At 62.3% G+C, this 11,155-nt stretch carries 15 protein-coding genes; 7 read left to right on the top strand and 8 right to left on the bottom strand.

Going from position 1 to position 11,155, the window contains the following annotated elements:
• Positions 1 to 191: 191 nt before the first annotated feature.
• Together J2X50_RS04050 and J2X50_RS04045 are read left to right on the top strand one after the other, a co-directional pair.
• Complete coding sequence (locus J2X50_RS04050; RefSeq protein ID WP_429091793.1) at positions 192 to 452, top strand: hypothetical protein; 261 nt, start codon at positions 192 to 194, stop codon at positions 450 to 452.
• Positions 453 to 480: 28 nt separating this feature from the next.
• Entirely contained in the window at positions 481 to 705 is a 225-nt protein-coding gene (locus tag J2X50_RS04045; protein ID WP_429091790.1) for a hypothetical protein, read from the top strand.
• Here J2X50_RS04045 and J2X50_RS04040 read toward each other — a convergent pair whose 3' ends face one another.
• Positions 706 to 1,059 carry a ribbon-helix-helix domain-containing protein gene (locus J2X50_RS04040; RefSeq protein WP_429091787.1) on the bottom strand — a complete coding sequence of 118 codons (354 nt, stop codon included), beginning with the start codon at positions 1,057 to 1,059 and terminating at the stop codon, positions 706 to 708.
• 90 nt (positions 1,060 to 1,149) lie between these two features.
• On the opposite strand from J2X50_RS04040, the gene J2X50_RS04035 reads away from it, so the two are divergent.
• Complete coding sequence (locus tag J2X50_RS04035; RefSeq protein ID WP_429091784.1) at positions 1,150 to 1,404, top strand: hypothetical protein; 255 nt, start codon at positions 1,150 to 1,152, stop codon at positions 1,402 to 1,404.
• 151 nt (positions 1,405 to 1,555) lie between these two features.
• Here J2X50_RS04035 and J2X50_RS04030 read toward each other — a convergent pair whose 3' ends face one another.
• Both J2X50_RS04030 and J2X50_RS04025 read right to left on the bottom strand, forming a co-directional pair.
• Complete coding sequence (locus tag J2X50_RS04030; RefSeq protein ID WP_429091781.1) at positions 1,556 to 2,473, bottom strand: hypothetical protein; 918 nt, start codon at positions 2,471 to 2,473, stop codon at positions 1,556 to 1,558.
• 100 nt (positions 2,474 to 2,573) lie between these two features.
• Positions 2,574 to 3,368, bottom strand: coding sequence for an abortive infection family protein (locus tag J2X50_RS04025; protein ID WP_429091779.1), 795 nt, complete (start codon positions 3,366 to 3,368; stop codon positions 2,574 to 2,576).
• 156 nt (positions 3,369 to 3,524) lie between these two features.
• Here J2X50_RS04025 and J2X50_RS04020 point away from each other — a divergent pair, with 156 nt between their 5' ends.
• Complete coding sequence (locus J2X50_RS04020) at positions 3,525 to 4,256, top strand: hypothetical protein (RefSeq protein ID WP_429091776.1); 732 nt, start codon at positions 3,525 to 3,527, stop codon at positions 4,254 to 4,256.
• Positions 4,257 to 4,442: 186 nt separating this feature from the next.
• On the opposite strand, the gene ychF is transcribed toward J2X50_RS04020, so the two are convergent.
• The 5 genes from ychF to J2X50_RS03995 all read right to left on the bottom strand — a co-directional run bounded on the left by ychF (position 4,443) and on the right by J2X50_RS03995 (position 7,756).
• Positions 4,443 to 5,546: a redox-regulated ATPase YchF gene (gene ychF / locus J2X50_RS04015; protein WP_429091773.1), complete on the bottom strand. Its 1,104-nt coding sequence runs from the start codon at positions 5,544 to 5,546 to the stop codon at positions 4,443 to 4,445.
• 12 nt (positions 5,547 to 5,558) lie between these two features.
• Entirely contained in the window at positions 5,559 to 5,999 is a 441-nt protein-coding gene (locus J2X50_RS04010; protein WP_429091771.1) for a PIN domain-containing protein, read from the bottom strand.
• Positions 5,989 to 6,240 (bottom strand): hypothetical protein, encoded by a 252-nt coding sequence (locus tag J2X50_RS04005; RefSeq protein ID WP_429091768.1) that lies wholly within the window; start codon positions 6,238 to 6,240, stop codon positions 5,989 to 5,991. The genes J2X50_RS04010 and J2X50_RS04005 overlap by 11 nt, the downstream gene beginning before the upstream one ends.
• 139 nt (positions 6,241 to 6,379) lie before the next feature.
• Positions 6,380 to 7,117, bottom strand: a complete 738-nt coding sequence (gene pth / locus J2X50_RS04000) for an aminoacyl-tRNA hydrolase (protein WP_429091766.1) — start codon at positions 7,115 to 7,117, stop codon at positions 6,380 to 6,382.
• Between the two features lie 27 nt (positions 7,118 to 7,144).
• Positions 7,145 to 7,756, bottom strand: coding sequence for a 50S ribosomal protein L25/general stress protein Ctc (locus J2X50_RS03995; RefSeq protein WP_429091764.1), 612 nt, complete (start codon positions 7,754 to 7,756; stop codon positions 7,145 to 7,147).
• 270 nt (positions 7,757 to 8,026) lie between these two features.
• Here J2X50_RS03995 and J2X50_RS03990 point away from each other — a divergent pair, with 270 nt between their 5' ends.
• The 3 genes from J2X50_RS03990 to chrA all read left to right on the top strand — a co-directional run bounded on the left by J2X50_RS03990 (position 8,027) and on the right by chrA (position 11,085).
• A complete protein-coding gene (locus J2X50_RS03990) occupies positions 8,027 to 8,791 on the top strand; it encodes a sulfite exporter TauE/SafE family protein (protein WP_429091761.1) in 765 nt (254 codons plus the stop codon).
• 151 nt (positions 8,792 to 8,942) lie between these two features.
• A complete protein-coding gene (locus J2X50_RS03985) occupies positions 8,943 to 9,746 on the top strand; it encodes a chromate resistance protein ChrB domain-containing protein (protein WP_429091854.1) in 804 nt (267 codons plus the stop codon).
• A gap of 1 nt (position 9,747) precedes the next feature.
• Positions 9,748 to 11,085: a chromate efflux transporter gene (gene chrA, locus J2X50_RS03980; RefSeq protein WP_429091758.1), complete on the top strand. Its 1,338-nt coding sequence runs from the start codon at positions 9,748 to 9,750 to the stop codon at positions 11,083 to 11,085.
• Positions 11,086 to 11,155: the final 70 nt, after the last annotated feature.

The following is an 11,155-nucleotide window of genomic DNA, read 5'->3' as shown; positions in this document are numbered from 1 at the left end:
ATCCGGCAACGGCTCGATTCGGTCCACATCCGCGCCCTGAATCACGTTTCACGCCCGGCGGGAATCCCTCAAATCCGATTTTCCAAACAGCCTCTTAGAGCCAGAAAGCGGACATTGGGCGGACATTCGCCAGGTTGCGCTGGCCAGGTGCCATCGATACGGTTGCAGGGCATTCTAGGGGCGCAGCCACCATGTCGAGATTGCAACACGAAAGCGGCGGGCAGCTTCCATTCATACCGCGCGGCCTTTCAAGGCCGCTCGCTGCATTGTACGTTGGCGTCGGCACCACCCTTTTCGACGAGATGGTCGAGGATGGCCGGATGCCGAAGCCGAAGCGGGTCAACAGCCGCACGATATGGGATCGTGTCGAGCTCGACGTGGCCTTCACCGACCTACCGACTGGCGGTGCCGGCGCGCTCCAAGAACTGCTTGAACAGAGCGGCAAGGTATGATGGCTAAGAGCCGACAAAGGAAGCCACGATGTCCCGTTCCCGCCGCAAGACCCCGATCATAGGAATAACTACGGCAGAGACCGACAAGCCCTTCAAACAGGCCGAGCATCGGCGCGAGCGCCGGGCCGTGAAGGCCGTCATCAAAACGGGTGAGGAACCGCCGGCGCCTAAGGCGTTCGGCAATCCTTGGGACGGCCAGAAGGACGGCAAGCAGTGGATTGCCGACAACGTGCCCGAGCTCTTGCGGAAGTGATCACTTTTGCGGCTTGAGATGGCCGCCGGCGACAAGCCATTCGCGCACGACATGCTCGACAGCCTCTGCGCGGTCTTCATCGGCAAAGAGCTCATCAATCGCCGCGATTTGGTCATTTGGCAGTGAGATCATCACGGGCCGCTCGTTTTGAAGCCATGTTTTTTCCGAAAAGCCGGTGCTGACCGCCCATTCGGCGAACGCGAAGCGGAGCGCCTCTGGGCGCGACATATCCAAGTCAGATGCCAATTTGTCGAGCGCTTCGAGCATAGCGGGCTCTATGCGTACCCCGACGAGGGTCGCCCCCACTTTTGGGCGACCACGCTTTTTTCTGTTATCAACTATTTCCTCAGACATGATTAATTGATAACTAAAAATCAGGCCGATGGGAAGCTGTCACTTCCACACCGGCCCTAACCGAAACGACGATCACGGAAGGATCATCGAATGGCTCCCCATACCCCTATCACTATAGCAGCTACGCACAACACCTCATTCGACGATGTCGCGGATCGCATCATCCGCCTGGCACACACGGTCGACGTGATCGAGGGGCTACTCTACGAGGCAGATCGCACAACGTGCTCGGGCGAGCGCAACGTCGACGTAGATCGCGCCCATTCCACGCTTCTGCTGGTCCAGCGCGAGTTTCACGAGATCGTGGCAGTGCTTGAGGGCGAGGCGCCCGGCGAAGCCGCCTGACGGCCGGCTAGTGCGCCGGGCTTGCCTTGTGCGCCGGGCCCGCTCATATTGGAAATAACAGCTTCCCCTGACGCCGGATGTACGCGCAGGGTGAGGCCACAGGGCCGGTCTATGACCGGCCTTGTTTGTTCGGGCCGTTGTCAGTGGGAGGCTAGGGCTTCAATCCGTAGAATTTTAGTGCGGCTTCTGTGAGTACATCGGTCAGGGCCGCAGACCCAATCTTCCATGCGCCACCTACCGCCTTCGGTGCATTCTTCTTGATCCAAGCCAGTGCCCTGTTCCCGAGTGGCTTGTCCGCATTCTCCGGCTTTTCCTGGGCCACAATTTCTGCGATTTCCTTCGCCGCATCCTGAGGAATGCCGACTTTCTGTAGCTCACCCACCATCGAAGCCAAGTTGCCCGCCGCAATGGAAAGCGAAACCTGTGCGCGGTCGCTAGCCGTCACATGCGTGACATTCCCATAGATAGTCTGGTTAAAGACCTGCGTGACCACCGCCCCACTCTCTGCTTTCTGAGGAATTGCCTTTTGTAACGTAACTTCCACCGCCTCAGGCACGCGTTTCTCAAGTTCTATGGTTAGTTCCAGCAGACGGCTGCGCACCGACTGCTTGATCTCGCCCATAGCGATTTGGGAAAGCTGTCCTCTGACGGCATTGCACGCCCAATCCTCATAAACCTTGCCCTGGAGCAGAAGAATGAGGTTCGAGGCGTCGATACCAAGCTCGCCACCGTCCTTGTTTGCGAGTGCCTCTACCCCGGCAATGCTCTCCCGCACCTTGTATTGCGTCCATGCTTTGCCGGCGTGCTTCTCGACTAGATAAGGAGGGATTGGCGCATTCTGGATGCCTCCACCAAAAGGGCCTGACCACGTTCCTTTGTAAGTAACGCCGATGACCCGATACGCCGGGACCTCTGCTCCCCGAGGATAGCCTTCCGCCTCAAACTTCACCCAGTCTTCAAGCGGCTCACTGCCCAACCTTGATGCTAGGAACCTCACTTTTAGCAGGATTGTGCCAAGGTCCACATCATCGCTCAGCAGTGCGGCCTGTATCTCTCGAAGTATGCTCATCAATATGCCCCTTATCGATGGTGTCATCGCCGAAGGCGATTATTGCTCTCATGCATACAAACGCTGGCAACCAGTCGTCGAAACGGTCAGCACTTGCTTGCTAACGCGTCGAATGCCAACGTTCCATAGCAAACGTCACGAGAGTGTGGGCGGCGTTAACCGCCAGGCGCGCCTCCGACGAGTGGATCGGCGGGGGCGCAACACCGCGACCGTGTGCAGACCCTATGTGGGTCCGCAATGCGCCAATGCCGTCGACGATAGATGTCAGCCCACTTAGAAGGCGGTTCTCGTCGTCGGCAAGGATTTTGTCAGGGTTAAGGCCAAGGGATTTTTGGACCACCTTCCACAACGGACCAATCGTCTGAGTTGCCGGCATTTCCAAGCCGTGGGTCTCGATGTAGGTCTTGCCAAACGCCTCGATGATGGCTGATGCTGCTGTGATCGCAGCATGCGGGTCGCTTTGAACGTTTGATACCGCTCTGCTAAATTCGGCCTCTATCGAAGCAAAGTCCCCGACCTTGAAGAAGTCAGCCAAAGTCTTAGAGGCGGGGGTGCTGCCTGCCATCGTGATGAGGCCGTTCATGTGATATGCGAGTTGGCTCCTGCCGAGTGCAGCCAATATTCGCTGTTGCCCGGATCGCTGTGCGTCGGTGGGCTCGTCGGCGTCCATGAATTTCTGAAGCACGTTGCCAAGCACATCTAGCGCATCGGTTTCGTAGTCTTCGTTGCAGCGCTTGAGCCATAGGCTGCACTTGGTTTCAAGGTTTCCGGGCGGCACGTCGCCTGGCGCGCCGCTTTCCATGAATAGTGAATTCAAGGTTGTATGGCTGTAGTAGTGCGCTGCAAGCACTGATGACACCGCGCCAATCACCGAGTTTGGAATTTCCCTCGTCATTGCCCCTCCTTTTGCCCTCTATTTCCGCGCGCTCCGACTATCGCGCGCACCCAATCGCGTCATCACGTCATTGCATAAAACTTGCTTCGACACATGCAGCACCTACACTTGGCAGCAATACATTCGGCAGTTGAGACTGATAGCGGGGGCAACGTAATGACTGCGGCCGACGATCTAGAGGCAATAGCCAACGACATGGCTGATATCCTGTCACGGTTCACCAAGAGCCGAGACAGCATCAACATAGGTGATGGCGACCAGGCGAAATTTACGGGCCTGGTCCTTGAGGCGCGTGAGCTACTCAACGGCGGCTTGGGTGCGGCCAACAATTTTGGCCTCCAGCTCGAATTTACTCGCGCCGATGGCGTTAGAAACTTTGTGGGATCACAGTCCTATCACTCCGTCGAACAGGCGGCCGGGATTGTCCGTTCAGCAGCGAAGGCCCTCCGTCGCAAGCTGGCGGCACCCAATCACCCTTCGTCTGGCACACAGGCTGCAACTCCGTATGTTAGCCTAACCCGCATCGATGAGCTTCGAGGTATTGCATCCACGAAATGGGATTTGCGGCGCCTCGTACGACTTTGCGAGGAACTTAACGCCGCCTTTTCCGGCGGGAATTTTCTCTCTGTTGCCATGATTTTGCGGGCTGTCGCCGATCATGTCCCGCCCATATTCGGCGCAAAAAGTTTTGGCGAATACGCGAGCTCCATAGTCAGAAGGTCGCACAAGGGCTCCATGGAGCACCTCCAGGGGTCGCTTAGGCATATCGCCGACAGCGTCCTGCATGATCAGGTGCGGCAAAAGGAAAGCCTGCCAACAAACAGCCAAGTCGATTTCCGGCAGGACCTTGACGTTCTTCTCGGGGAGGTCGTTAGGACGCTAGGCTAGGCAATCGTCCTGTCTCTGAGTTGTTGTCCCCAGATTTTTTGCAGGTTGATTGCGGTTCCCACACGGTCGCGCCTCGGTCGCGACACAGCTAATTGCCAATCTCACAGCAGGAAGTTCGCGATCGTATAACAGGCTGATAAATAAGGAATAAAGCGCGCCGTTAGTTACGGCGCGCTCCTGACGAAATCAGGTGTTGAACTTGAACAGCATCACGTCGCCGTCCTGGACGACGTATTCCTTGCCTTCGTCGCGCGCCTTGCCGGCTTCCTTGGCCGCCACTTCGCCGCCGAGGGTGACGAAATCGTTGTAGGCGATCGTCTGGGCGCGGATGAAGCCGCGTTCGAAGTCGGTGTGGATCACGCCTGCCGCCTGCGGCGCCTTGGCGCCCTTGTGGACGGTCCAGGCGCGCGTCTCCTTCGGGCCGACGGTGAAGTAGGTGATGAGGTGCAGGAGCTCGTAGCCGGCACGGATGAGCTTATCCAGGCCCGGCTCGTCGAGGCCCATGTCGGCGAGGAATTCCTGCGCCTCCTCGTCCGGCAGCTGCGCCACCTCGGCCTCGATGGCCGCCGAGATGATGACCACCCCGGCGCCCTGTGCCTCGGCCATCTTCTGCACGGCCGCAGTGTGCTCGTTGCCGGTCGCGGCATCGCCTTCGGCGACGTTGCAGACATAGAGCACGGGGTGCGAGGTGAGCAGGTTCAGGCCCTGGAGGATGGCGAGGTCCTCGGCGGCGATGCCCTTGAGCAGCAGCCGCGCCGGCTTGCCGTCCTGCAGCAGGGCGAGCGCCTGCTCCATCATCGGCAGCACCGTGGTGGCTTCCTTGTCCTTGCCCTGGGCGCGCTTGCGGATCTGGACGATGCGGCGTTCGAGGCTTTCGAGGTCGGCGAGCATCAGCTCGGTCTCGACGGTCTCGGCGTCGGCGACAGGATCGATGCGGCCTTCGACATGGGTGATGTCGTCGTCCTCGAAGCAGCGCAGCACGTGCACGATTGCGTCGACCTCGCGGATGTTGGCGAGGAACTGGTTGCCCAGGCCTTCGCCCTTCGAGGCGCCGCGGACGAGGCCGGCGATGTCGACGAAGGAGATGCGGGTCGGGATGATCTCCTTGGACTTGGCGGTGGCGGCCAGCTGCTTGAGGCGCGGATCGGGAACCGCCACCTCACCGGTGTTCGGCTCGATGGTGCAGAAGGGGTAATTGGCCGCCTGCGCGGCAGCCGTGCGCGTCAGCGCGTTGAAAAGCGTCGATTTGCCAACGTTGGGCAGGCCAACGATGCCGCATTTGAAACCCATGGTCTTGTGGTCCTAGTGGAGCGGGATTTGTGGAGGGCTATGCCGGAATGGGTTGATGATCGTCAACCCACGTATTCGATGTCCGTCCTGCATATCCTCCGACAGGAAGAACCTGCACTGCAATTCGATGGCGGATGCCAGAAGAAGGCAGTCCCACCACGAATAGCTGTTTTCGAAATGCAACAGTCGTGCGGCAGCCACGGTTTCCGCGTTGATGGCCGTGCCGCCGAAGAGCGAGAAGCCGTCGACGATTGAAAAAACTGTCTCAGGCGGCTTGTTGCCGCGCTTGATGAGGACGTTCGTTATCTCGTTCAGCACCTGGAGGTTGGCTACGCCGTGTCCAGTATGGAGCAGGTAGCGCAGCCACTCTCCGGATTGCCTCGACTTGGGTGCAACTCCCCCCTCGGCAGCATACAGAAAGACGTTACTGTCGATGAAGGTCCTATCGTTCATTGCGCTCTTCGGCGGTCGGCATGCGCCCGTCTCGCATCACGCTCCACTTGGGCCCACTCAGGATGCGCTCCAAGGCCTCCATCTGGGCATTGCGTGACATGGGGGTAACGGGGGCCGATTTGCTGACGCTTGCCTCGATCAGATCTGCAACAAAACGCGAGACACTTTTGCCGGCCTTAGCAGCCTCGACGCGGAGTTCAGCGAGAACCTCGTCTTTCATCGAGATTGTGACGTTTCTCATTTTCGCCTCCACGCGAAAACACGAAGTTCGTGTCCTCGTGATATAGCGGCCCAAGAGCTGAATTTCAAGGTTTGGCACAGAGCGGGGAAAGACCCGCCCGACCTGTCTGACAATATCAACGCCGACGCGAGTAGGGCATTCACTCCTTGCCGAGCAGCTTCTTCAGCATCGCGGCCATCGGGCCGGTCTCGGGAACCTTGACCGCCGGCTGGTTGGGGCGGGCCTGGCGGATGTGGCTCTGGGCTTTTGGCGCCTGCGGCTTGGGGGCCTTCGGTGGCGGGGTATCGTCGCTGCCTGTCGGTTGAAGCGTGTCGCGCAGCCCGACGGTCACCTTGTTCATGAAGCCGCTGTCGTCGCCCTTGGCGACGAGGCCGGCATTGTCGGCGATGGCGTCGAGCAGCGCCTCGAGCCAGGCCTTGTCGGCCTTGGCGAAGTCGCCCAGCACATGGCCGTGCACCATCTCCTTGACGCCCGGATGGCCGATGCCGATGCGGACGCGGCGATAGTCCTTGCCGACATGCTGGTCGAGCGAGCGGATGCCGTTGTGGCCACCGGCGCCGCCGCCAACCTTGACGCGCACCTTGCCGGCGACGAGGTCGAGCTCGTCATAGAAGACGGTGAGATCGGCAGGGGCGAGCTTGTAGAAGCGCATGGCTTCGCCGACCGACTGGCCGGACAGGTTCATGAAGGTCTGCGGCTTGATCAGGATGATCTTCTCGCCGGCGATGTTGCCTTCGGCGATGAGCCCCTTGAACTTCTTCGTCCAGGGCGAAAACGAATGGCGGCGGGCAATTGCGTCCGCCGCCATGAAGCCGACATTGTGCCGGTTGTTCGCGTATTGCGCGCCCGGATTGCCGAGACCTGCAAACAGCAGCATGTTCGGGCCCTCCGGAAGTGCTGCCGATTATGCCTCGGCAGCAGCCTCGGACGCGCCTTCCTCCGACTTCGATGCCGAGGTGCCGGCGATCGTCGCGATGGTGAAGTCGCGGTCGGAGATGACGGGCTTGACGCCCTTCGGCAGCTTGACGGCCGAGATGTGGATCGAGTCGCCGATGTCGGTGCCGTCGAGGTCGACGGTGATGAACTCGGGGATCGCGTTGGCCGGGCAGTGGAACTCGACCTCGTGACGGACGATGTTCAGCGTGCCGCCGCGCTTGATGCCGGGCGACTTCTCTTCGTTGATGAAGTGAACCGGAACCTGGACGTTGACTTCGGTGTTTGCGCCGACGCGCAGGAAGTCGACGTGCATCGGGAAGTCACGGACCGGATCGAGCTGGTAGTCCTTCGGCAGGACCTTGATCTTCTTGCCGTCGACGTCGATCGTCGCCACGGTGGTCAGGAAGCCGCCGCCGTGGATCTTGTAGAAGATGTCCTTGTAGGGCAGGGCGATGGCCAGGGGAGGCTGCTTGTCGCCGTAGATGACTGCAGGCACTTTGCCGTTGCGGCGAACTTCACGGGCGGACCCCTTACCGACCAGTTCGCGTGCTTCGGCCTTGAGCTCGTAAGTTTCGCTCATGGCATTTCCTTTCGGTTGTATGGAGCGCCTACGGGTTGGCTTGACGCCATGTCCGTAAACGTCGAAAGCCGCCGGATCGGGCGGCCTTCCGCCGCGTTGCCTCCAAGGGTGTCTACGCGGGTGGCGGCTCTATAACGGAAGGTGGCAAAAAGTGCAACCATGGGGGCAGTCCGGGGCTGGCTCCGTCTTGGCGCCGCCGTGGCTGCTCGCGCGGGCGCCGCCAAGCCTGTATCACGCCTGCTCGAAACTTTCGCGAGCCCAATGTCAACCATGTCAGATCTTTTCCCGCTCGACCTGCCGACAGGCACCCTTTTGGTGCTTGTCGTGGCCGCGTTCGTCGCCGGCTGCGCGCGCGGCTTCTCGGGTTTCGGCGGGGCGCTGATCTTCGTGCCGGTGGCAAGCTCGCTGATCGGCGCGAAGCTCGCGGTGCCGCTGCTCCTGATCGTCGATCTCGTTCTGACCCCGGGGTTGATTCCCAAGGCCTGGCGCACCGCCGACCGTGCCAATGTCGGCGTCATGGCGCTCGGCGCGGCCGTCGGCGTGCCGACCGGCACCTACCTGCTCACCCATGTCGATGGGGTCGTCATCCGCTGGGCCATCGTCGCCATCGTGGCGGGGCTGCTCGCGCTCTTGATGTCGGGCTGGCGCTATCACGGCCGGCCCCACGCCAGCCTGACCGCGGCCGTCGGGATGACCTCCGGGCTGTTTTCGGGAGCTGCCCAGGTCGGCGGACCGCCGGTGGTCGCCTACTGGCTCGGCGGCGCCTTCCTGCCGCAGACGGTGCGCGCCAACATCGTGCTCTACTTCGCGATCTCGAGCGTGCTGTCGATTTCGAGCTACCTCGTCGCCGGCCTCTTGACCTGGGAGACTGTGGGGCTGTCGCTGGCCATCGGGCCGACCTTCGCGCTGGGGCTGTTCATCGGTTCGCGCCTGTTCAGCCGCGCCAACGAGGCCACGTTCCGCCGCATCTGCTACGGCCTGATCGCCACGGCCGCGATCATCGGCCTGCCGGTGCTGGACGGCGTGCTGCGGTAGCGCACTGCCAGGCGGCGTGACTGTTTTCGTTGAAGCCCGGTCCGCTTTCAAATAGAATTCACGCATCGGGGGCATGGTGGACTCCCCGTGAGGCCAGGTGGCCCAAGTTCCGCCTTCGCTCTTGTTGTGCGGAGGAAAGACCATGCCCCGTATGATTTCACCTGAAGACCTCATCCGCCTCATAGGCACCGACCGCTGCCCGCTGATCGTCGACGTGCGTCGAGAGAAAGCCTTCGCGGCCGCGCCGACGAGGATCGCCGGCGCCTTGTGGCGCGATCACATGGAGGTCGACGCGTGGCTGCCGCAGCTGCCTCAGCACCGCACGATCGTCGTCTATTGCGCCCACGGCCACAATGTCAGCGAGATCGCGCTTGCCGGCCTGCAGGCCGCCGGCGCCGATGCCCTGATGCTCGAAGGCGGCATCGATGCCTGGCTGGCTGCCGGCGGCCCCGTCGTGGCGCGCGAGGCGCCCGGCCTCGAAACGGGCCTGCCGCGGCCGAGCGTCTGGGTGACGCGGGCGCGGCCGAAGATCGACCGCATCGCCTGTCCGTGGCTCATCAGGCGCTTCGTCGATCCGCTGGCGGTCTTCCACTTCGTCACGGCCGAGTGGGTGAAGGACATCGCCGACGAGACGGGCGCGATCCCCTTCGACATCAAGGACGTGCACTACTCGCACCGGGGCGACGAATGCACCTTCGACACGCTGATATCGGAATTCGGCCTCAGCGATCCGGCCCTGCTTCACCTGGCGCGAATCGTGCGCGGGGCCGATACCGCGCGGCCTGATCTCGAGCCGCAGGCGGCGGGGCTGCTTGCCATTTCGCTTGGCCTTTCGGCCATCGAAGAAGACGACCTCGTCCAGCTGGAAAAAGGCATGCCGATCTACGATGCGCTCTATGGCTGGTGCCGCTATGCGACGGCCGAAACCCACAACTGGCCAGCAAAGGCGATCTGACATGGACACCACGCCGACCGCGGCGGCGCATCCCTCGTTCGGGGAGGCGACACGGACCTTCGCCAAGATCGGGCTCCTGTCCTTCGGTGGGCCGGCAGGCCAGATCGCCCTGATGCACAAGATCCTGGTCGACGAGAAGCGCTGGCTCGACGAGCCGCGCTTCCTGCATGCGCTCAACTACTGCATGCTCCTGCCCGGGCCGGAGGCGATGCAACTCGCCACCTATGCCGGCTGGCTGCTGCACGGCGTGCGGGGAGGGCTGGTCGCCGGCCTGCTGTTCGTCCTGCCCGGCGCGCTGGTCATCACCGCACTCTCGGCGATCTATCTCACGGTCGGCCATGTCACGCTGGTGCAGGGGCTGCTGTTCGGCCTCAAGGCCGCGGTGCTCGCCGTCGTGCTCGAGGCGCTGATCAAGGTGTCGAAGCGGGCGCTGAAGAACGGCTTCATGGTGGCGCTCGCCATCGCGGCCTTCGTCGCCATCGCCTTCCTCAAGCTGCCGTTCCCGCTGATCGTCGTCGCGGCGGCGGTGATCGGCGCGCTGATGCACCTGGCGGGCCTCGGCAACGGCGGAACGGCCAAGCCCGAAACCGACGGCGATGCCGGCTATGTGATGCCGGAATGGACCAGGCCGAGCGCGCGGCGCTTCTTCACTACCTTGGCGGTGTGGCTCGCCATCTGGCTGCTGCCGCTGGCGCTGCTCTGGCAGCTCCTCGGCGCGGGCCACGTCTTCACGGCCGAGGCGGTGTTCTTCTCCAAGATGGCCACCGTCACCTTCGGCGGCGCCTATGCCGTGCTCGCCTATGTCGCCCAGCAGGCGGTCGAGGTGCATGGCTGGCTGAAGCCGGACGAGATGCTGACCGGCCTCGGCCTCGCCGAGACCACGCCGGGCCCGCTGATCCTCGTCCTGGTCTTCGTCGGCTTCCTCGGCGGCGCGCGGCTCTCGGCTCTCGCCCCGCTCGCCGGCGGCGTCGGCGGCGCGGTGGTGACCTTGTGGTTCACCTTCGTGCCCTGCTTCCTGTGGATCTTCGTCGGCGCGCCCTATGTCGAGACGGTGCGCAACGTGCGCTGGCTCTCGAGCGCCTTGTCGGCGGTGACCGCGGCGGTCGTCGGCATCATCGCCAACCTTGCCGTCTGGTTCGGGCTGCACGTGCTGTTCGGCACCGTCGGCGAGATGGCGTGGGGTCCGTTCGCGCTGCCGGTGCTCGATTTCACGGGCTTCGACTGGGCGGCGGCGGTCATCGCGCTCGGTGCCGGCGTGGCGCTGATCCGCTACCACGCCAACATGATCGTCGTGCTGGCTGTGTCCGCGCTTGCCGGCATGGCTTGGCAATTCTCATAGCCCGGGCAGATTCAACCGGACCCGGCAACGAAAAGCCCCATCCCGGCGGTCCGGAATGGGGCTCCAATTC

Origin of the sequence: Aminobacter sp. BE322, from assembly GCF_050433525.1 — a bacterium.
Classification (GTDB): domain Bacteria; phylum Pseudomonadota; class Alphaproteobacteria; order Rhizobiales; family Rhizobiaceae; genus Aminobacter.
The sequence above is the reverse complement of the archived record's forward strand: the minus strand, read 5'-3'. Positions and strand labels throughout refer to the sequence as shown.